The organism is Sphingobacterium sp. SG20118, assembly GCF_044740685.1.
Classification (GTDB): Bacteria; Bacteroidota; Bacteroidia; order Sphingobacteriales; family Sphingobacteriaceae; genus Sphingobacterium.
The window spans coordinates 1,119,498-1,141,171 of sequence record NZ_CP172826.1; the positions used below are offsets into that span (position 1 = coordinate 1,119,498).

Below are 21,674 nucleotides of genomic sequence, written 5' to 3' on the forward strand. Positions count from 1 at the left end.
TAAACCATAGAGCAGCCTAGTTAATTTCCTTTAAGTTACGGATGGCCAATTCGACTCGAATCCATTGTAAAAAGTAAAGTGCTCTTGTGCACGTTGAGATAGTGATGCTGGAATGATCCATTGTTCTCCGAAATTAGCAAAGGACTCGCATTCTTGTACAAATTTTTGAAGTCCAACTTGATCCATGTGTGCAAATACACCACCGGTATGTATCGGGTACCCGATACCTAAAGTAGCTCCTATATCGCCATCGATGGGACGGTCTAACACGCCCTCAGCTAGACAGCGGTAGCTGTCCAATGCCATCACATGTAATAGTCTGTTTTGAATATGTTCTTTATCGGGTATGGTCGATAAAGTTCCTAAACTTCCATCTTGCCAAACCGTTTTATTCCTAGATAAGGTGTCGTAATCATAAAAACCTCGACCCGACTTTCGTCCCTGGCGACCCGCATCTACCAGCTTCTTTATATATCTGTAACAACGTTGTTGACTACTGTGCTGACTGGGCAATTGGTCGTAGACATGTAGCATAAGAGGAAGAGAAATTTCATCAAGTACAGTCAATGGTCCCACAGCAAATCCAATATGTCGTGCCTGTTCATCTATTACTGAAGCAGGAATACCTTCCAATAACATCGTTACTGCTTCCAATAAATAATTAAAGAATATGCGGGAAGTGAAAAATGCGGGACCATCGTGAACAACAATAGGAATTTTACCCAGTTGTCTGGTGACTTGTAGCGCTTTGGATAAGGTTAGTTCGCTGGTTTGCTTCCCTCTGATTATTTCTACCAATGCCATCCTATCTACTGGTGAAAAAAAATGCATACCGATGAAGTTCTCGGGTTTAGCACTTACTTCTGCAAGTTCGCTTATAGGTAGGGAAGTAGTATTGGAAGCGAAAAAGCCTTCCTTTGTAAGAAAAGGTAACGTTTCGGTACTGACTATTTCTTTTAGCTTCTTATCTTCAAAAACCGCCTCAATAATGAGGTCTACTGCGCCAATATCGTTCAGTTGATCTGTCGGGTGAATATGGGAAAGGAGTATTTGTCTTTTTTTTTCGTTCATTTTTCCCTGTTCCACCAATTTTGAGCTGACCTTTTCTGCATATGCTTTTCCTTGTTCTGCTTGTTGTATCGTCACATCTTTTAAGATAACATCTACTCCCGACCGCGCTGCTTCAAAAGCAATTCCAGCACCCATCATGCCGGCCCCTAATACCGCTAATCGATTTAGTTGGTATGTGTTTTCATCTTGAACTTGCGATGGGTTACTTGCTTCTTGTATACCATAAAACTGTGTACGTACCATACTCCAAGTTTTTGGGTTATTAAGAATCTCCACATAGTATTCCACCTCCCTTTCCAAGATTTCCATTTTTGAATGTCTCGCACTTTCATAAATTAAATCAAGACATGCGTTGATTCCTGGTGTGAGTCCACCGTATCGCTTTCTAACTGTTTCAGATTCCTTTTTCCACGTGTTTTCATCCCAAGTAACAGCTTGTCTGGATGCTGTATTATTGCGGTTTTTTACGATCCATTCTTTCGCTAGAAAGATGGCGTCGTTTGTATTCGGAGCGAGCTGATGAATAAGACCTAGGGCTTTTGCCTTTTCAGCGGAAATTAGTTTCCCCTGTATGAGTAAGGGAAGGGCGTCTTCTAATTTAAGTGATGTTGCTATTTGTGTCGTTGCTCCAAATCCTGGGAAAATTCCGTATTTGGACTCTGGGAATCCCAATTTCACTTGATTTAACCCAACACGATAATGTGCCCAGAGCATCATAGAAAGTGATATACTGAAACAATCGTCGTCTATAAGGCCTACGATTTGCTTTTGTTGTTGTTGTAATGACTGGAATTGACGGAGTATGGCTGTAAGACGTTGTTTGAATCTCTTTTCCTGCTTTGCTTGATAAAGAAATGTTTTGTATTCAATTGTTTGTTTAGTAAAAGGGCTTTTGAATATTATTCCTATGACCTCGGACTGTGCAATTTGTTCTTTAACTAGCGCCACAAATTCCTCTAAATGGTCAAGACAATCGCTGTTTTCGTTATCGGGCTTAGGGCTAATCAATACAATGCCTCTTTCATCCTGCTCGTGTAGGAAATGAGTTAAATTTGCATTTTTTGCTATATCCATTGTAACTATTTTATAAAAAAGTTGAGCATTAAATATTTATCATATTTCCTTTGAAGGAATAGTGGTGTCGGATTTTGGTTGATAATTGACCTTATCAATGGTCATTTTGGCAATTATTTCCAACATAATTTCTGATGTACCTCCAATTATGGTGCCTACTCGAACATCACGGTATAAACGCGCAATTTTAAAGTCCTCTGTAAAACCATAACCGCCAAAGAGTTGGAAACATTGATGGACCACGCTTATGGCCAGCTCACTTGCTTGTAATTTGGCAATGGAACATTCCTGCACAGCATATTGCCCCCATTGTTGTAGATCACAACAGGAATAGACAAAGGCTTTTGTGGTGGCGATATTAGCGACCATTTGGGCTACGCGATGCCGGATTACTTGAAAATCTTGAATCTTTTGCTTAAAAGCTTCTCGTTTATTGATATACTCCATGGTATATTGTAGCGCCGAATCTGCCGTTGCTATACCTTGTATAGCTGCGGTCAATCGTTCCAACTGCAAGCCGCCCATTAAATAAGCAAAACCAGCCCCTTCTTTACCAATTAAATGAGAAACGGGCACTTTCACCTGATCAAAGCCTAATTCTGCGGTGTCTGAGGCATGCCAACCCATTTTATTGATTTTTGTTGCACTCACGCCTATGGCATGTCGGTCAATCAGAAGAAGACTGATTCCTTTACTACCCTTGGTGGGGTCAGTTTTAACTGCGGTAATAAAGAAATCACCATAATATCCATTTGTAATGAAGGTTTTAGAACCATTGACGATGTAATGATCACCTTCGCGGATCGCTGAAGTTTTGATATGCTGAATATCCGAACCGGCACCAGGTTCAGTGATGGCAACGGCACTGATTAAATCACCAGCAATAACGCCGCTTAAGTAATGCCGTTTCAATTCTTCAGATGCATGTTTCAATAGATACGGAGCAGACATGTACTGAATGACCAAGGCTGTAATGGTAAATCCTCCAGAGAAACAGTGGGAGAGTTCTTCACAAAAGATCATGGAGTAATAAAAGTCCAGATCTAGTCCACCGTAAGTTTCAGGGTAGTTGAGCCCCATAAAGCCCATATCACCCATCTTTTTCCAAATAGAACGATCGATTTGTCCTTCTTCCTCCCAACGGTCGATATTCGGTAGAATTTCTCTACGGATGAATGCTCTTAAACTTTCGCGAAATACGTGATGCTCAACTGTAAGTTGTGTTGCTTGCATATGCTATCATTTATATTGGTTATAATTTCCTATTCGCTTTTGGTGAAAGGATAGGATTGAGACGAAATTAAATTAAAAAGCTGATTTTTTCACCTATTTAAAGGTTAAAATTATGTGAAAGTGTTTTTAAATCAAGTAGTTTGCTGTATTTAGCGTTTAAAACTACTTTTTTTTACTTAATCTAAAATAAGTACATATGCAATTGATTTACTGTTTGCTAATTTTTGTACCTTTAATCTGAATTCATGATAACGCTATTACCTTCATGCTGGATACAGGAGTCTAAAGAGATTTAAATTCTGTATACCGTAACTAATTTTAAGTTGAAAGGGGACTAGTAGCATAAATAACCAAATTATAAACGATGAATAAACAAGTATTTATTGTCGCGGCGCAACGAACCGCCATAGGAAGCTTTGGTGGGGGATTGTCCACATTGAGCGCAACGAAATTGGGCGTTGAAGTTGTTTCTGCTCTTTTGAAAGAAGTTAGTTTTGATGCAGCAGAAGTGGACGAAGTGTTGATGGGTTGTGTTTTGCAGGCAGACCTTGGGCAGGCCCCTGCTCGTCAGGTATGTAAATTTGCAGGTTTACCGGACCATGTAGTGGCAACAACTATTAATAAGGTCTGTGCCAGTGGTATGAAAGCGGTAGCATGGGCAGCTCAGGCTATCTTATTGGGCGATGCTGAGGTCGTCATTGCTGGCGGTATGGAGAGTATGAGCAATGTACCTTATTATGTACCTGCTGCACGCTGGGGGACGAAGTATGGCCATCAGACCTTGGTGGATGGTGTACAAAAAGATGGACTCTCTGATGCCTATTCACAGGAAGCTATGGGAGTTTTTGCGGAGCTCTGTGCTACGAAGTACGGCGTAAGTCGCGAAGAGCAAGATGCATATGCTGTGTCTTCATATACACGAAGTCGTGATGCTTGGGAGCAAGGGAAGTTTGATAAAGAGGTGACTGCTGTAACCATTTCGACCCGTAAAGGTGAACAAATTGTCAAGCAAGATGAAGAATTTGCGCAGGTAAATTTTGATAAGATATACGGTTTAAAACCAGCCTTCCAAGTAGGAGGTACCATTACAGCCGCAAACGCTTCTACATTAAGTGATGGGGCTGCTGCATTATTGTTGATGTCTGGTGAAAAAATGGAAGCATTAGGTCTAAAGCCTTTAGCCGAAATTGTAGCTTATGCAGATGCGGAGCAGGAACCCAAATGGTTCACAACAACACCTAGTATTGCGGTGGAAAAAGTATTGAAGAAAGCTAACCTTTCTATTTCAGATATTGATTTTTTTGAATTTAATGAAGCATTCTCTGTCGTAGCCCTGGCCAATGCACGTATATTGGATATTCCCTTAGAAAAATTAAATGTATATGGTGGAGCCGTTTCTTTAGGACATCCACTTGGGTGTTCAGGGGCTCGTATTCTTGTTACTTTAACCAGTGTGCTGGAACAAGAAGCAGGGCAGTATGGATTAGCAGCGATATGTAATGGCGGGGGAGGTGCCTCAGCGATGATTATAAAAAAATGTAGTTAATAAACCATCCTTTCTTTCGATATCGTGTCAGGTTTTTTTTTATTAGGAAACCGCAAATGACAAACTATAAAACATATAATCGTGTATCTCGAATGGATTTTATGATTGATTAATCGAAGTTTTAGCATAAATATCTACTTGTAAATAAGGATAAAACGGCCGTACTCATATTTTGAGATACGGTCGTTTCTTTTAGGTATGAGCGATCATTCCTATTCCTGAATTTCTTTTGTTTAGGTAAAGCTCAAAATAAAAAAATATAAAATAATTTGCTTTCTCAGTTTTCCTTTCTATATTAGTGTGTTAATTAAATAATACAGTAGTATGATAACTATTAAAAACCTAAATTTCAGCTACAGTAAGAAGCGACCATTATTTAAAAATATGAACCTTGAATTAAAGGAGGGACATATTTATGGTTTACTGGGGAAAAATGGTGCAGGCAAATCAACCTTACTGAAGAATATGGCCGGCTTGGTCTATCCTGTAAGTGGTACGATTGAAGTGTTGCATTTCGATCCTTGCAATCGCGAACCTGCTTTGCTTCAGGAAATAAGTTTTATTCCTGAGGAATTTCATTTACCAGCGGTGAAATCCGCATCTTTTGTCAAATCGAATGCGAGCTTTTATCCAAAGTTTGATCATCAGTATTTCAGCGAATTGATTCATGAGTTTGAGATTCCAATTGAACAGAAGCTGGCGGATATGAGCTACGGACAAAAGAAGAAGTATATCATCTCATTCGGTTTGGCTTCAAATACGAAAATCATGATTATGGATGAGCCCACTAATGGTCTCGATATCCCTTCCAAGGTTCAGTTCCGTAAGATTATGGCTTCCGCTATTTCAGACGAACGTTGTGTGGTTATATCGACACATCAGGTGCGTGATTTAGATAACCTGATCGATGCTGTCATTCTACTGGATGAGCACAGAGTGGTATTAAATGCCGATGTCAATACCATAACGGATCGCATATGCTTTAAAAAAATGCATGCACTTGATGATCAAGTACTCTATGCTGAACCAGCATTAGGTGGCTTTAATACGATACAGTTGAATACATTGGGCGAAGACTCTAAATTAGATTTAGAAATCTTGTTTAATGCAGTTTTGCAGAAGAAAGAATTGATTACAAACCTTTTAAATGTTACAGAAGATGTCGAACGTATTTAATTTTAATCGCTTATGCGCATTGATTCGCCGACAATGGGTCTCTGTGGGACGTATCTACCTGATGTCTTTGGTTATTTTAGCTGGTATTTTTATCGCATTTTATGGATTTAATTGCTATAAATATTTTGTAGAATTAAAAGTTGGTAACAATATAGGGGAAAATCTCTTTAGTTTTCGTACACCCTTATTTTGTATTCTAGGCTTGTTTTTCATTACGGTTATTTCGGGTAGTTATTTTTCTAATCTAGGACAAAAAACAAAGGCTATTTTTGAATTGATGATTCCTGCCTCCCGTTTGGAAAAATTCCTTACCTCTATTTTTTATACCGTCATTGTTAGCTTGTCGGCTTATTTCTTGTTATTCTTCTTAGTTGATCTTGCTTTCGTTTCCCATCTAAGAAGTACGGGATCTTCTATTACCACCATTATGGACGATTCTGGAGGTAAGTTGATGAACGACAATTGGATTTACTTCTTTCAATTGGAGAAATCGGAATTCTTGCCTTATTTTTATTTTCTACCGTTTTTATTAAATGCCCTATTTTTATTGGGTTCAATTGCTTATCAAAATTATCAATACATTAAAACAGCCATTACTATGATTGTATATATAGCCATTTGGGGACTTACATTTGCTTATGTAATGAAATTAAGAACAGATAATACTATTGGCTTGGGTAATAGCACTGGTTATTTTCATGACAAGAACAATGTTTTGGAAATTCTCCTTGTGATTGGAATAGTGTTAACATTGATTTTTTGGGGATTAGCATTCTTGAGATTGAAGGAAAAGGAGGTTTAAAATGGATTTTAGCGCAAATAAAGCCATTTATCTACAGATTGCAGCATATGTATGTGATCATATATTATTGGGAAAATGGAAGGTAGATGATAAGATTCCCTCAGTACGTGAACTTGCAGTACAATTGGAAGTTAATCCAAATACGGTGATGCGAACTTATGACCTACTGCAACAGAAGGAAATTGTCGTCAATAAACGTGGGGTAGGTTTTTTTGTGACCGAAGCCTCTGTGAAAAACGTAAAGGAATATCGGAAAGCCGTCTTCCTTGAAGAGGATCTTTTTCCATTTTTTAGAAATATTTATTTATTAGAAATTAGTTTGGACGAACTAAAACAACGTTATCAAGCTTTTATCGAACAAAATTTTAAAAATAACGAATCATGAAATTGAGTAGTAAAATACTGATAGGCTTGGGAATAACATTCTTTGTTATTCCAATAGTCATGACTTCATATATCGCAGGTGATAATAGGGTCGATTCAAAAGTGTATGAGGAGATTCTTCGCAAAGAGGGAAATGACCCCAAAAGTGAGGATACTTATCTGAAAACGTATCATACCAATAGCTTTCGCAATTTGAAAATTAATGGAAACCAAAAAGGAGCAATCGCTTTGTTTATTGTGAAAAGTGATCAATATGCGGTTAAAGTGGATAAAAATAGTGAGCGTGAAGTACTTGTCGCTGTTGATGGCAACGGTCAGTTGAACATTGAACTGACGGATAATGCGAAATCCTATTATAAACGGATATATATATTTACCCCAGATATTAAACAAATAGAACTATCTGAAGTTCGTGTCAATAATTTTTCAGGACAGTGCGACCAATTGGAAATATTCGGGAATAAGATTGAAGATTTTACTTTTGATTCAAATGTGCAGATAAATGCTCTTTCCTTACGATTGAAAAATTCGCTTATCAGTGGCGATCGGCAACAATCATTTAATCTTGATCAGTTGACATTGGATCTAGATAGTAGCGATGTGAATATAGCCAAGCAAAATTATGAAGACGTATTCATTCAAGCCAAAGACTCTAAGGTAAATTTTTCAGGGGAAAATCCAGATGCCAAATTGAAGTTTTTGAATTTGAAAACTGTCGGAAATACTTCGATAGGTTTGGGTAATCTTCAAGTGGAAAATATAGAAGGGCAACTGTCTCAAGAAACGAAAACAGATCTCCCTGTTTCACTATTACGTAAGATAATAAAATAATGGACTACTCAGTCTATATGTAATATATTATGCTTGTAAACATAGGTTTACAGTATTCCTAAAAAAAATCGCTCTTCAAATTTAATTGAAGAGCGATTTTTAGTTTATATAGCGTCGCGTTATTTAGCCTTTTTTACTGTAACCTGCGCAGCTTGATAAGTTTCTGGTTCGGCTTTATAGATTTTAAATTTTACTTCATAGCCCTCTGGAGCATAAATTACAATAGGCATTCTGCCATTGTAGTCCGATACAATAGATTTAGCTTGTACAAATGTGTTCTTCTTTTCACCTTCACATAGCATTTGGGTCATTCCAACATTTCCATTTGTTTTGAAAACATAATAATTATAGCCCCAACCTTCTAAATTTTTCTCTTCAAATTCCCCAGAAAGGAAATACGTATTACAGGCATCTGTTTCCATATATTTACCTGCAAAGAATTCAATTTTCTTGTTGTTGTCAGCTGCTATTCCAGCATGAGGAACTTCAATGACATATTTTACCATGCCTTTTTCTGGCGCTGGAAATACATTTACATCTTGTTTAAGTAAAGTTTGTGCCATGGCAGATATGGAGAATAATAAAGTAGCAACGATCATTCCTGTTTGTAACATCAACTTTTTCATATATTTTGTTTTTATCATGTATATATGATTAGAGCGATATTCAAGCGATAGGTTTAGTCAATAATCTATTTTTTTGTCCTAAAAAATTGGTTCTGATGTTAGAAATAGTGTTATTGGTTTGGTAAATAAGCTGTTGCATTTTGTTTTTTGTTGAATTATGAAGCTCTAGTTTCTATTTTTTATAGCTTTAATCAATCATTTGTTTAGATTATTTAGGTAAAAAGCTCGCTTTTACAGTAATGTTCGCTGTTTTTTTTCTAGAAGTGGTATTAAAAGCGCCGCCATAAGAATATTCCTCATTATCATTTTGACCAGTAATCTGGAAAACTCCTAAATCAGCTTTGACCAGTGGGCCCAAAGAGGAGCTTGATTCATTAGCAATGTTTTCTGCTCTTTGGTGTGCATTTTTAGAAGCTTGTGAAATGAGTTCCAGCTTTAAATCTTCTAATTTGGAGTAATAGTAATTTGGTGTACTCGAGCTTAATTCTAATCCTTGAGATATCAATGTGGAGATTTCGCGAGATGCATCGTCCACTTTATTGAGGTCTCGAGATTCTACTCCTACACTTTGTGACAGTGTATAACCTGAAAATGTATTGTAGCTACTTCCTTTTTCATCGGTATGGTATTCAAAATCTTTGTTGATATTCACGGCTTCAAATCTAATTTCTTCCGATTTCAAACCTTGTGAAATTAAAAACTTACGAACCAGTTCACGATCTTCAGCTAACTGGTCGGAGGCGCCTTTTAAATCGAAATTCTTACGACTGTAGGTCGCATTCCACTTCACTAAATCAGATTCAAAATCTTTTTTAGCATTTCCATTAACAGTAATCGTTTGCGATGATTTAAATTTATACCGATATGCATTACTAAAAAGACTTGTAGAAATAATAATAACTAAACCAGCAATTAGGGCTATTATGATTGGATTATATTTCATGATTATTTTATAAAAAGGTTATCTAAATGTATAATACAGTCTACAATGTAGCAATCATGATACCAAAAAACAATCCTTTTTTGGATATAAATGGATAATTTGCATTTTTTTTGAATCAGATTGTTGATATATTGATAAATAATGAATAAAAGGATCATTTTTATAGGATTATTTGCATTGCAGGGAACGGTGTTGTTTGCTCAAAAACAACCGCTTAACCACACTGTTTATGATGGTTGGCAAAGTTTAAATGCAAGTGAAATAAGTGCGAGTGGAAAATACATCTCTTATCAGATCTTGCCTCAAGAGGGTGATGGTGTATTTTATTTAAAGGATAATATAAATAAAGCGCTATTGTCACTGCCTAGAGGGTATAATGCAAGCATGACAAATGATGAAACACATGTTGTTTCTTTAATAAAACCAAAATTTGACGATACGCGTCAAGCCAAGATCAAGAAGAAGAAAGCAGATGATATGCCGAAGGATTCTCTTGCCATCTATACCATTGCTACAGGGCATCTTTTGAAGTTTGCGGATGTCAAGTCATATAAAATGGCAGAAGAAGGATCAGCTCATTTTAGTTTTTTGACGGATAGCAAAACTACCCCATCCGATACCACAGCTGGTAAAAGTAAGAAAATAAGCAAAATCAGTACATTACATCTTTTTGACTTCGTAACAGGGGATACGGTTAACTTCCAACATGTGGATCAATATGCCTTCAATAGATTGGGTAGCAAATTGGTGTTTACTAAAAAAGCAGAAGCAAAAGATTCGACTTCGACTATTGCGGGTGTTTATTTGTATGATTTAACAAATAAAGCCCTTAAGAAGATTACGAATGGTCGAGGAAACTTATAAGAACTTTACATTTGATGATCAGGGAAATCAGTTGGTTTATTTAGCAGATAAGAGTGCGGAAAAGTCTTTGTTAAAGGATTTTAATCTTTACTATTATACCTCCCAGCTTGATTCTGCACAGCTTGTGGTTCAAAAAAATACGGCAGGCATGCCTGCTAATTGGGCTGTAAGCGGTGATGGAGATTTGAAATTCAGTAAAAATGGTCAAAAGCTATTTTTAGGATTGGCACCAATACCACGTGTTAGGGATACTACCTTGGTGGATTTTGAACATGCAAAAGTAGATGTATGGCATTGGCAAGATGATTATTTGCAACCACAGCAATTGGTGAATTTGAAAAAGGATCTTGCTCAAAGCTATTTAAGTGTTTATTACCCACAACAAGTGAATCGCGTGATCCCTTTGGTTGATGAAAAATTCAATCCGGTGCGAACAACTATTGAAGCCGATCAAGAGTATGTATTGGCGACGACCGACTTTGGTAGAAGAATAGCGACACAATGGGACTATCAAAGTAAACAAGATGTCTATGTGGTATCCACGGTAACAGGGGCTCGTCAAATGGTGGTTGAGAATTTAGCTGGGCAAGCGGTGTTATCGCCAGATGGTCAATTTGTTCTTTATTTTAATCAAGAAAATGGCAATTGGTACTCGTATCGTATCGCTTCGAAAAAAGTAACCTTATTGAATGAAGGGTTACCAGTATCCTTTGTCGATGAAGATAACGATATGCCAGCTAAGCCGAGTGGCTATGGTATGGCAGCTTGGGGATCCGATAATAAGGGGGTATATGTATATGACAAGTACGATATTTGGTATTTTGCTTTAGACGGATCTGATAAATATATTGCTACGAACGGTTATGGTCGCGCATCAAGCACAGTGTTACGCTATAAAAATCTGCTTCATGTACACAACAGCTATAGAAAATCAAATACACTAGATAATCGTTTGCAGAATATTTTGACGGCATTTAATGAGGCGACAAAAGAAAATGGGTTTTATGAATTAAGAGGAAAGCGAAAAGATCCTAAGGTAATTATAATGGCTCCTCATGTTTTTAAAAATCTGCAAGCTTCGGGAGATCAGAAAAATGTAATCTATACAAAGGAAGATTATGGCAATAGTCCTGACTTATACCTCAATAATAATACGTTTAAAAAGGAAGAGCAGCTGACTGCATTGAATCCGCAACAGGCAGATTATAATTGGGGCACGGCCGAGTTGATGCAATGGACAACCCCTGGGGGACATCAAGCGGAAGGGATCTTGTATAAACCTGAAGATTTTGATGCTAATAAGAAATATCCGGTTATTGCTTATTTCTATGAGAAATTGACGGAGGGCTTATATAGTTATCAAGCACCAGCACCTACGCCATCTCGGTTGAACATTCCATACTTTGTTAGTAATGGCTATATTGTTTTCGCTCCGGATATATCTTATGTAACTGGTGAGCCGGGTAAATCTGCTGAGGAGTATATCAATTCGGGTATGAAAAAATTAACAGAGTACCCTTGGGTAGATGCAGCTAAGTTGGGAATCCAAGGTCAAAGTTGGGGTGGATATCAAGTGGCGCACTTGATAACAGCAACAGATATGTATGCAGCAGCATGGGCAGGTGCGCCTGTTGTGAATATGACTTCAGCTTATGGAGGTATTCGCTGGCAGACAGGTATGTCACGACAGTTCCAATATGAAAATACGCAAAGTAGAATTGGAAAGACTTTGTGGGAGGGGCAAGAGGCTTATCTTGCAAACTCACCTTTATTCCATTTAGATAAAGTTACCACTCCAGTGGTCATTATGGCCAATGATAATGATGGTGCAGTGCCATGGTATCAAGGTATAGAAATGTTTACGGCATTGCGTCGTCTACAGAAACCTGTTTGGATGTTAAACTATAATGGCGATGCACACAATTTGTTATTAAGACAGAATAGAAAAGATATCCAAATACGGGAACAGCAATTTTTCGACCATTATCTAAAAGGAGCACCTGCTCCCAAATGGTTAAAATCTGGAGTTTTAGCAAAAGAAAAAGGAATAGATTGGGGTTTTTCCATAGATTAGTTATAAAAAAGAGCTTATTTGTTACAAATAAGCTCTTTTTTATGCTGTTGATTCTAATTATTTAAACTTTTTCAATAAAAAGTGAAAAAAAATTTCAATTTTTATTGAAAACAATATACTTTTACAAAGTAATTTGATGGAAAGTCAAATAGCGGGGTGTTTAAAACTTAAAATTTCAATCATATAATGTCTAACTTAAGATTTCAATCTGTTGAAGCGGCGATATCTCGCCAAAATGCTTCTCTAAAAGTAGAAACTAAAAAAGCAACCGAAATTTACGGAAAAAACGTTTTTTCAATTGCGAAGATGAAAGATTACCTTCCTAAAAACTCATATAAAGAGTTGGCTCAGGCTATAGAAGAAGGTTCGGCTATCTCTCGTGATCTGGCAGAGCATATTTCGCAGGCAATGAAAAGTTGGGCACTATCAAACGGTGCTTCGCATTATACACATTGGTTTCAACCTTTGACAGGTTCTACTGCTGAGAAACATGATGCATTCTTTGAACCTGATGATAATGGTGATGCAATTGAAAAGTTTACAGCAGATGCATTGGTCCAACAAGAAACCGGATGCGTCCAGTTTTCCTAACGGCGGTATACGTAATACATTCGAAGCTCGTGGTTACACTGCTTGGGATACTTCATCCCCTGCTTTCCTTTACGAAACAGGTTCAGGCAAGACTTTATGTATTCCTACTGTTTTTGTATCGTATACAGGGGAAGCATTGGATTATAAAGCACCGTTGCTAAAAGCAATCAGTGCTATTGATAAGGCTTCAACAGAAGTAGCACAATATTTTGATAAACAGATTACGAAAGTAAATGTCTCTTTAGGTATTGAACAAGAATATTTCTTAGTTGACATTTCTTTATATAATGCACGTCCCGATTTACAATTGACAGGACGTACGTTATTTGGCCATATGTCTGCAAAAGGACAACAGTTGGACGATCATTATTTCGGAGCTATCCCAGAGCGTGTTTTAGCGTTTATGGTTGATTTGGAAAATGAGGCTTTAAAATTAGGTATTCCATTAAAGACACGTCACAATGAGGTAGCACCTTCTCAATTTGAATGTGCACCTATGTACGAAGAAATGAACTTAGCGATTGATCATAACCAATTGTTGCAAAACCTAATGGACCAAGTTGCATTGCGTCACCACTTTAAGATATTATTACATGAAAAACCTTATAGTGGAGTAAATGGTTCGGGTAAGCACAATAACTGGTCTTTGATTACCAACACAGGTGTAAATTTATTGTCTCCAGGAAAGACTCCAAAAAACAACCTGATGTTCTTGACTTTCTTTGTCAATACCATTAAAGCGGTTCATGAATATGCTGACCTTTTGCGTGCATCTATTGCGAGTGCAAGTAATGACCATCGCTTAGGCGCTAATGAGGCTCCTCCGGCAATTATTTCGATATTCTTAGGGTCGCAACTGGATGATCTTTTAGAAGAAGTAGAGTCGGCTCGTGTTGCTAAAAAGGTGAAATCTGAAGCTAATTTATGGCATGGAATACCTAAAGTTCCCGAGTTGAGATTGGATAATACAGATCGTAACCGTACCTCTCCATTTGCATTCACAGGTAATAAATTTGAGTTCAGAGCAGTAGGCTCTTCTGCTAACTCTGCATTGCCAATGACCGTGTTAAATGTTATTGTTGCCAATCAATTGAATGAATTTAAGATAGAGGTTGACAAACAAATCAAAAAAGGTATTAAGAAAGACTTAGCAATACTTAATGTAATCCGCAAGTATATCAAAGATTCTAAAGCAATCCGTTTTGAAGGAAATGGCTATAGTGAAGAGTGGGAGAAAGAAGCGGAAGCAAGAGGCTTATCCAATATCAAATCTACACCTAAAGCTTTAGATGTTTATGTGAAAGAAGAAGCATTAGCTTTATTTGAAAAATTAGGAATCTATACCAGACGCGAAAGTGAAGCTCGTCATGAAATATTGTTAGAGAACTTTTACAAAAAACTTCAGATTGAAGCACGTGTTATTGAAGAAATCGTTAATAATCAAATTGCTCCAGCATGTTTGGTCTATCAAAATGAGTTGATCAAAAATGTACAAGGCTTGAAGGATCTTGGTTTAGGAAAAGAAGCTTATAGCTCGCAGTTGAATTTCTTAGAACGTATATCACTACATGTAAATACCGTTCTTGAAAAGGCTGAGGAGATGCGTAAAGAACGTAAAAAAGCAAATCAGATTGAGGATATGCGTGAAAAATCTATTGCTTATGATGAGCTAGTCAAGCCATATTTTGATGATATTCGCTACCATGTTAATAAATTAGAGAAAATTGTAGATGACCAAAAATGGCCATTGCCTAAATTGCGTGAATTATTATTCATGGGTTAGACGACACATGAGCATACATACTAGAAGCTACTCAACTTGAGTAGCTTCTAGTATTTACAGGCTTATTGTAACAATATGTTGTATTGTCATATTAATTTCATATTGTCGTTGTTTCTTATTTCCTCAATCCTTAAATTTAGTACTTAAAAGGAAGAAGAAATGAAGATGTTTGCAATTAAATACAGGAAACTATCTATAGTCACAGCAGTTATTGCGACGGTGATGACTATGAGTGCTTTTATTCCGCATCAGGAGAAGCAAAAAGAGGAAAAATTCACGAATCTGAAAGTATTACCAAAAAATACCACTCCAGATGAGTTAAAGGTAATTATGCGCGAGTTTAATGCCTCTTTGGGAGTGAAGTGTGGGTTTCTGCCATGCGCCATCGCAAGAGAATCCTAAAGAATTGGATTTTGCAAGTGATGGCAACAAGCATAAAAATATAGCCAGAGATATGATTAAGATGACGGCTAAGATCAATAAAAAATATTTTCATCGAACAAATAAGGAAGGACAGATTAAGGCAATTTCATGTAAAACTTGCCATAATGGAAATGAACATCCGGAAATGAAAATAGCAGGTTTGTAAGTCACGAGAAGATGGATTAAAAGTCTTTCTTGGTTTTCCAATAAAGGAAAGTAAGCATGAGAGAGACCAGATTTTTTTTTAAAATCTGGTCTCTCTTTAATTAAACTCGGATTGCCAAACTCAAATTGTGTTTTTAATACATCCAACTTAATTGTGGACCAAATCTTTGAGGTACATTATTCCATGCTCATCATAAAGTGCTGGCAACATTTAATTTTTCGATATCTTGTACGGTCAATTGAATATGTGTCGCAGCTGTAAAATCTTCCAACTGCTGTAATTTAGTAACGCTTACAATCGGAGCAGTGATACTAGGACGTGCAATAATCCAAGCAAGCGCTATACTTGATACCGAAGTCTGGTGTTGGTCAGAAACTTCATCCAATGCTTTTAAGATACGTAAACCACGATCGTCTAGCATCTCTTTGACAGAACCTCCACGTACAGATTTCGACAAATCGTCTAAATTGCGGTATTTACCCGTTAAAAATCCACTTGCCAATGAATAATAAGTAATGACTCCTAAATTATTGTCTTGGACTATTTTTTCATACTGCTGTTCATATTTTTGTCTGTGATATAAGTTGTATTCGGGTTGAAGAGACTCGTACCTAGGGAGATGAAGTAGTTTGCTTTTTTCCAATGATTCCTCTAAACGAGTAGGACTTAAATTAGAGGCGCCTATCCATTTTACTTTTCCTTCTTTTATTAATTGTTGATATGCTTCCAATGTTTCTTCTACAGGAATAGATTCATTATCGAAATGTGTTTGATACAAATCAATGGTATCAATCTGTAACCTTTTAAGTGAAAACTCAACTTCTTTAATGATATAGTCTTTTGCGGTGTTGGGGGTAGGGGTATCTTTCTTTGTACCTCCAACTTTTGTTGCAATTAAAACCTGGTCGCGCTTCCCTGATTTTTTTAACCAGTTACCAATAATTTGCTCAGATTCACCACCGCTATTTCCCGGTACCCAGTACGAATACTGATTAGCAGTATCGATTAAACTAAAACCTCGATCTACAAATCCATCTAATATGGCAAAGGATTGTTTCTCATCGATTGTCCAACCAAATACATTTCCTCCAAAAACTATAGGTTCAAATGTTAAGTCCGTATTTCCCAATTTTACTTTACTCATAATACCGTGTTTTAGTTTATATAAAATTAGCGAATAATAAGACAGGTGCTGTTATGAAATATAAATAGTGAAATTGAGATTACATTTTATAGCCGGATAATATTTATATAAAATAATCTCCTTCATTATCAGTTGTTTTATGCTGTGGATGAATTTTTATTTTGCATATGTAAAATAAATATCTACCTTTGCATCACTCCAAACAACGAAATACTTGTTGAAACGGGATGCCCAGTTGGCGGAATTGGTAGACGCGCTAGTCTCAAACACTAGTGGGAAACCGTGCCGGTTCGATTCCGGCACTGGGTACGGAAAAAAGGTCTGAAGTTTATTCTTCAGACCTTTTTTATTTATAGTGCATGTAAATATCCCCCGCATTAGAATTTCATTAGATATTCCTGAAGCTATTCATTTTACTCCTATATTTCTTTAATTTTGTGATTAAAGCAATTTACGATGCAGATTTTAGTGATAGAGGACGATAAACGGATCAGTGATTTTCTAATTAAGGGATTGGAAGAGAACGGCTATTTGGTTACTTTGTGCCGTTCTGCAGAGGAGGTGCTTGCTAACTATTTGAATATCGCTTGGGATCTATTGATTGTAGACATTATGCTTCCCGGTATGGATGGGCGACAATTGGTTAGTACATTGCGATATAAGAAGTGTCATGCTCCCGTTTTGATGCTCAGTGCATTGAATACCGTGCAAGATAAAGTTGATTCATTGGACCTTGGAGCGGATGACTATTTAACGAAACCCTTTCATTTTGATGAATTGTTATCACGGATCAAGGCACTCACACGTCGGAGTCAGCAGGGTTTTGAAATTCCAAAAAATCAGTTTATCCAAGTAGGAGCATTAAAGATTGATAAAGATCAATACAAAGTATTTGATTCCGATCAAGAAATTGAATTATCACCACGTGAATTCAAACTGCTGATGTATCTGGTGGAGAACCAAAATAAAGCCGTTAGCAGAATCCAAATCTTAAATGCAGTTTGGGGCATTAATTTTGACAACCAAACGAATGTAGTAGATGTTTATATTTCTTATGTGCGTAATAAAATCGAAAAGCATCAAAAATATATTTTCACGGTAAAAGGGGTAGGGTATCTATTTAAACTAGCGAAATGAATTTAAAGAATCGCCTTTCTGTTTATGCTGCCTTTATTTTTGGGGTTATCATTTTGATTGCATCGACGATTATTTATGTCTCCTTTTATACCAAAATGGAAAGCCAGGAGTTTCGGAATTTGGAAAATAAAACCTTATTATCCGCTTTATTTTATCTGGAGAAAGACGAAGTATCCTTTATCGAGCATGAATCAATTAAAAATCAACTTCAAAAAAACATTTCTAAAAGTAACATATTAGTTGTTGATTCGCTCAACAGACGCTACGATGGATTAATGGAAGACGAGGCACCTATGTCATCCGATTTTTTTGATTTAGTTCGTAAACAAAATATCGCACAGCTCAAGACCGATTCATTTTTTTACAATGGACTTTTCTACCATGATAATGAAGGCGATTTTGTCATCGTAACTCGGGCATCAACCGCTGAGTTTCACGATCAAATGCAACTGTTGCTCCATATTCTATTAGCAGTCTCGTTAATTGGATTGATTTTGATATTGATCTTCTCTCAATTTTTAGGAAATATCGCTTATGATCCTATACTCAAAATGATCAGTGAAATTAAGAAAAGAGATAATCAAAACTTTAATGAACCCATTGTTTTAAATAAATCTTACCAAGAAGTACAAGAATTGGTCGACACGTACAATCATTTTGTTGAAAAGCTAAGCCAAACCTTTTCCATTCAAAAGAATTTCATCGATTATGTGTCTCATGAGTTGCGGACACCTCTTGCTGCAATTTTAGGAACTTTGGAGGTAAGTAAACAGAAACCTCGAACTGTTGCTGAGCATGAGTTGATCAGTTTGCAGTTGAAACGCTACACGGAAGATCTGCGTGATACGATTGATCATATGATGATCCTATCTGGGGCAAAGACTAATTTTGAGACCAAGAAGATCCGTATCGACGAGGTGCTATGGGAAATCATAGAGCAAGTGACTTTGGTGCACCACGCACAAATCAATGTTGATATTCAGGTTGCAGACACCGACCTGTTGAAAGTGGAGGCAAATGATAAACTGTTACAGCTTGCTATTCAGAATATTGTGTTGAATGCGGTTAAATATTCCGATAATCAACCCGTTGAAATCCGTCTGAAGTCGCAGGGAGGTAAATTGCTTGTTGAAATCGTGGATCAAGGTATAGGTATCCTTCCAGCAGAGCTTATTCGTGTCACAGATAATTTTTATAGAGGTGAAAATGCGCAAGAATATAATGGTAAAGGAATTGGTTTATCACTGGCTAATGTGATTTTTACACTGCATCATATTCACATGCATATCCGTTCTGGTTCACAAGGAACAATCGTATCCCTTCAATTCTAATCAAATTCTAATCTACTTCAAAATTCCTGTTAATCTATCAACCATAGCTTTGCTAAAAATAGTAAATAGTGAAGATATATTGGTTTATAGGAGCTTTTCTATTGACAGTTGGTCAATCGCAAGCACAAACGTATTCGAGACAGGCATTGAAAGATATGCTTTTGCAGAACAATGGACAACTTATTGCTCAAAAATATCAGATTGAAGCCGCTGATGCGCTGATCGTACAAGAGAAATTATGGTCTAATCCGACGCTAAGTATCAGTGAAGTCAATCTTTGGAAAAACGGTACCACAGAGACCTTGCCTTATCTTTTTGGTAAATATGGTCAACATCAACAGATTGGTCTAGAATTGGAACAAGTAATTGAAACTGCCGGTAAACGTAAAAAGAGAGTCAATCTCAAATCCTTAGAAAAGAAAGATGCTTTATTGGATTATGAAGAATTACTGCGTGAACTACAATTTGAGCTCGACGAAGCCTATTGGAGCTATGTTGCTGTTTCGAGAAAAGAAGTATTAGTGGATTCCATCGTGAATTTGTACCAAAGTTTGGAAAGTCAATATAAACGTCAGTCCGATCTTAATAACATTCCTAAATCCGATCATCTCCGCATTCAATCAGCCTTGATCAACTTTGAAAAGGATCGGGTGGAATTGTATACAGAAAAAAACACTTGGTTAAATAAAATTAAAGTTTTGACCCAAGATGAAGCCATCACCGAAGCACAGATCGAAACCATAAATATTCCGTTAAATCTAAGTCAAAGCATACCCGTTGATTTAGAAAAACAATTGTTGGACCAAAATATTGGCTATCAAAAACAGGCCAATGAACGGGATAAAGCGCAACAACAGTTATTGATTGAGCAAGCGGAGAAAAAGCCAGATCTGGCTTTTCAACTCAGTTACGACCGGGGAGGAAATATCATGCGTGATTTTGTGGGTATAGGTGTTAGCATGGACCTACCTATTTGGAATCGGAATAAGGGGAATATTAAAGCTGCAGAAAATATGGTGAAGCATGCAGAAATACAACAAAATACAGTTGTCAATCAGTTGAAAACGCAGCTAAATGAATTAAAATACCAAGTGCAACTCTATGAAACAACTTTGTTGAAGTCCCAAAAACTTGATTCGAAAGAACGCAGCGCTATGATTGCCAATTATCAAAAGCATTTACAAAAGAAGCAGATCACTTTATTGGAATTTATAGATTTTATCGAGGCTTATCAAGAAACCGAATGTGGGGTTGTTGAAATGACCTTAGCCTATCAGGTGGCTTATGCTCAGCTTCAGTATTTAACAGGAGGAAAGTTCTAAATATAAATAACCAAACCGAGCTTGTTAGCTCAGCAGTAATATGATGACGATGAAACACAAGATAATATATTTACCGATGGTCGTTTTGATAAGATTACTATCGGGATGCAGTGGTGACACGACTGCGAATACTGATGAAACAGTAGCCGATACGAAATTTTGTCTTAGTGAACAGATGAAAAAAACTACTACGATTAGTACGTTAGAACTTTTGCCAATTACCGAACAATTGTCTTTATCGGGTAAGATTGATTACAATGAAAATGATCTGGTCGCATTCAGAAGCTTACTAGAAGGTACAGTGGAAAGTGTAGGGTTTGAATTGGGGGATTATGTAAAGGCTGGACAGCTATTAGCAACGATCAAATCAACACATGTGCAAGAGCTGTTTCAAGAGCACCGGAAACTACCAGAATCAGATTGTGATGGCGACCAAACAATTGCAAACGAAAAAGGAGTTATTGCAGGACGGTATGGTCGCTGGTACGGAAGTGTTGACAAGTGAACATGAATTGGCAAGTTTGAAAATAGAACGGGACCGTGTACAGCAAATTTTAAAGATGTATCGTGCAAAGGGACAAGGGTCTTTTGAAATTGTAGCACCAAAGAATGGCTACATCATTCAAAAAGCAGTCAGTATTGGTCAAAGTATTTCTGCCGATCAAGATCCCCTATTTTCGATATCCAATCTGAAGCAAGTGTGGGTGATGGTCAATATCTACGCCAATAATTTAAAATATATCAAAGAAGGTGATGCTGTAAAAGTCAAGACTATTGCGCAGCCGGATACTTTTTATCCTGGAAAAATTGATAAAATATACCATGTGTTTGATGATAATGAACATGTGTTAAAAGCCAGAGTAATATTGGAAAACCAAAACTTACAATTGATGCCAGGTTTAGCAGCGGATATCATTATCGATAAATCCAATGCTGGGGCAGAAGCCTATGCTATACCTAACGCTGCTATCGTATTCCATAATAATAAAGAATATATCGTTGTGTATAAAGATGATTGCGCCATATCTACCAAGCGAATCACTACGCTAACCTCCAATGAACAATATACCTTCGTCCAAGAAAAATTCGCTGCCGATGAGCAGGTCATCAGTAAGAATGCCTTGTTATTATTTGAACAATTAAATCCATAAGG

19 protein-coding genes, 1 tRNA gene and 1 pseudogene are annotated in these 21,674 nt (G+C 37.0%); 16 read left to right on the forward strand and 5 right to left on the reverse strand.

The annotated features are described in order from the left end of the window. Positions 1 to 30: 30 nt before the first annotated feature. Together ACFX5U_RS05195 and ACFX5U_RS05200 are read right to left on the reverse strand one after the other, a co-directional pair. Positions 31 to 2,145 (reverse strand): 3-hydroxyacyl-CoA dehydrogenase NAD-binding domain-containing protein, encoded by a 2,115-nt coding sequence (locus ACFX5U_RS05195; protein WP_400262688.1) that lies wholly within the window; start codon positions 2,143 to 2,145, stop codon positions 31 to 33. A gap of 39 nt (positions 2,146 to 2,184) precedes the next feature. Further along, the gene (locus ACFX5U_RS05200; RefSeq protein ID WP_038696808.1) at positions 2,185 to 3,378 is read right to left on the reverse strand and encodes an acyl-CoA dehydrogenase family protein; all 1,194 of its coding nucleotides are present in this window, start codon (positions 3,376 to 3,378) and stop codon (positions 2,185 to 2,187) included. Positions 3,379 to 3,742: 364 nt separating this feature from the next. On the opposite strand from ACFX5U_RS05200, the gene ACFX5U_RS05205 reads away from it, so the two are divergent. The 5 genes from ACFX5U_RS05205 to ACFX5U_RS05225 all read left to right on the forward strand — a co-directional run bounded on the left by ACFX5U_RS05205 (position 3,743) and on the right by ACFX5U_RS05225 (position 8,117). After that, positions 3,743 to 4,924, forward strand: coding sequence for a thiolase family protein (locus ACFX5U_RS05205; protein ID WP_400262689.1), 1,182 nt, complete (start codon positions 3,743 to 3,745; stop codon positions 4,922 to 4,924). A 384-nt stretch (positions 4,925 to 5,308) separates the two neighbouring features. Further along, positions 5,309 to 6,100 carry an ABC transporter ATP-binding protein gene (locus tag ACFX5U_RS05210; protein ID WP_280569664.1) on the forward strand — a complete coding sequence of 264 codons (792 nt, stop codon included), beginning with the start codon at positions 5,309 to 5,311 and terminating at the stop codon, positions 6,098 to 6,100. Next, positions 6,084 to 6,902: a hypothetical protein gene (locus ACFX5U_RS05215; protein ID WP_400262690.1), complete on the forward strand. Its 819-nt coding sequence runs from the start codon at positions 6,084 to 6,086 to the stop codon at positions 6,900 to 6,902. The genes ACFX5U_RS05210 and ACFX5U_RS05215 overlap by 17 nt, the downstream gene beginning before the upstream one ends. Position 6,903: 1 nt before the next feature. After that, a complete protein-coding gene (locus ACFX5U_RS05220) occupies positions 6,904 to 7,287 on the forward strand; it encodes a GntR family transcriptional regulator (protein ID WP_038696819.1) in 384 nt (127 codons plus the stop codon). Beyond that, the gene (locus ACFX5U_RS05225; RefSeq protein WP_400262691.1) at positions 7,284 to 8,117 is read left to right on the forward strand and encodes a hypothetical protein; all 834 of its coding nucleotides are present in this window, start codon (positions 7,284 to 7,286) and stop codon (positions 8,115 to 8,117) included. Before ACFX5U_RS05220 ends, ACFX5U_RS05225 begins: the two co-directional genes overlap by 4 nt. A gap of 119 nt (positions 8,118 to 8,236) precedes the next feature. Here ACFX5U_RS05225 and ACFX5U_RS05230 read toward each other — a convergent pair whose 3' ends face one another. After that, positions 8,237 to 8,743 carry an ecotin family protein gene (locus ACFX5U_RS05230; RefSeq protein ID WP_038702224.1) on the reverse strand — a complete coding sequence of 169 codons (507 nt, stop codon included), beginning with the start codon at positions 8,741 to 8,743 and terminating at the stop codon, positions 8,237 to 8,239. Between the two features lie 208 nt (positions 8,744 to 8,951). Continuing rightward, the gene (locus tag ACFX5U_RS05235; RefSeq protein ID WP_038696823.1) at positions 8,952 to 9,686 is read right to left on the reverse strand and encodes an SIMPL domain-containing protein; all 735 of its coding nucleotides are present in this window, start codon (positions 9,684 to 9,686) and stop codon (positions 8,952 to 8,954) included. A 141-nt stretch (positions 9,687 to 9,827) separates the two neighbouring features. Between ACFX5U_RS05235 and ACFX5U_RS05240 the strand changes: the two genes are divergently transcribed. The 5 genes and pseudogenes from ACFX5U_RS05240 (at position 9,828) to ACFX5U_RS05260 (ending at position 15,587) form a co-directional block, all read left to right on the forward strand. Then, positions 9,828 to 10,550: a hypothetical protein gene (locus ACFX5U_RS05240; protein WP_400262692.1), complete on the forward strand. Its 723-nt coding sequence runs from the start codon at positions 9,828 to 9,830 to the stop codon at positions 10,548 to 10,550. Then, positions 10,531 to 12,624 (forward strand): prolyl oligopeptidase family serine peptidase, encoded by a 2,094-nt coding sequence (locus ACFX5U_RS05245; RefSeq protein ID WP_400262693.1) that lies wholly within the window; start codon positions 10,531 to 10,533, stop codon positions 12,622 to 12,624. The genes ACFX5U_RS05240 and ACFX5U_RS05245 overlap by 20 nt, the downstream gene beginning before the upstream one ends. Positions 12,625 to 12,810: 186 nt before the next feature. Continuing rightward, positions 12,811 to 14,998: pseudogene (locus ACFX5U_RS05250) on the forward strand (glutamine synthetase III). A gap of 159 nt (positions 14,999 to 15,157) precedes the next feature. After that, positions 15,158 to 15,400, forward strand: a complete 243-nt coding sequence (locus tag ACFX5U_RS05255; protein WP_400263636.1) for a hypothetical protein — start codon at positions 15,158 to 15,160, stop codon at positions 15,398 to 15,400. Beyond that, the gene (locus ACFX5U_RS05260; RefSeq protein ID WP_400262694.1) at positions 15,363 to 15,587 is read left to right on the forward strand and encodes a c-type cytochrome; all 225 of its coding nucleotides are present in this window, start codon (positions 15,363 to 15,365) and stop codon (positions 15,585 to 15,587) included. The genes ACFX5U_RS05255 and ACFX5U_RS05260 overlap by 38 nt, the downstream gene beginning before the upstream one ends. A 190-nt stretch (positions 15,588 to 15,777) precedes the next feature. Here the strand turns inward: ACFX5U_RS05260 and ACFX5U_RS05265 are convergent, their stop codons facing one another. After that, a complete protein-coding gene (locus ACFX5U_RS05265; protein ID WP_038696829.1) occupies positions 15,778 to 16,731 on the reverse strand; it encodes an aldo/keto reductase in 954 nt (317 codons plus the stop codon). A gap of 229 nt (positions 16,732 to 16,960) precedes the next feature. Here ACFX5U_RS05265 and ACFX5U_RS05270 point away from each other — a divergent pair. From ACFX5U_RS05270 to ACFX5U_RS05295, 6 genes are all read left to right on the forward strand, one after another. Continuing rightward, positions 16,961 to 17,040 (forward strand) — tRNA-Leu (locus tag ACFX5U_RS05270). A 147-nt stretch (positions 17,041 to 17,187) separates the two neighbouring features. Then, entirely contained in the window at positions 17,188 to 17,868 is a 681-nt protein-coding gene (locus ACFX5U_RS05275) for a response regulator transcription factor (RefSeq protein ID WP_280569645.1), read from the forward strand. After that, positions 17,865 to 19,199, forward strand: coding sequence for a HAMP domain-containing sensor histidine kinase (locus tag ACFX5U_RS05280; RefSeq protein WP_038696842.1), 1,335 nt, complete (start codon positions 17,865 to 17,867; stop codon positions 19,197 to 19,199). Before ACFX5U_RS05275 ends, ACFX5U_RS05280 begins: the two co-directional genes overlap by 4 nt. Positions 19,200 to 19,267: 68 nt before the next feature. Beyond that, entirely contained in the window at positions 19,268 to 20,521 is a 1,254-nt protein-coding gene (locus tag ACFX5U_RS05285) for a TolC family protein (RefSeq protein ID WP_400262695.1), read from the forward strand. 49 nt (positions 20,522 to 20,570) lie between these two features. Next, positions 20,571 to 21,026 carry an efflux RND transporter periplasmic adaptor subunit gene (locus tag ACFX5U_RS05290; RefSeq protein ID WP_400262696.1) on the forward strand — a complete coding sequence of 152 codons (456 nt, stop codon included), beginning with the start codon at positions 20,571 to 20,573 and terminating at the stop codon, positions 21,024 to 21,026. Further along, the gene (locus ACFX5U_RS05295) at positions 20,947 to 21,672 is read left to right on the forward strand and encodes an efflux RND transporter periplasmic adaptor subunit (protein WP_400262697.1); all 726 of its coding nucleotides are present in this window, start codon (positions 20,947 to 20,949) and stop codon (positions 21,670 to 21,672) included. Before ACFX5U_RS05290 ends, ACFX5U_RS05295 begins: the two co-directional genes overlap by 80 nt. Positions 21,673 to 21,674 lie beyond the last annotated feature (2 nt).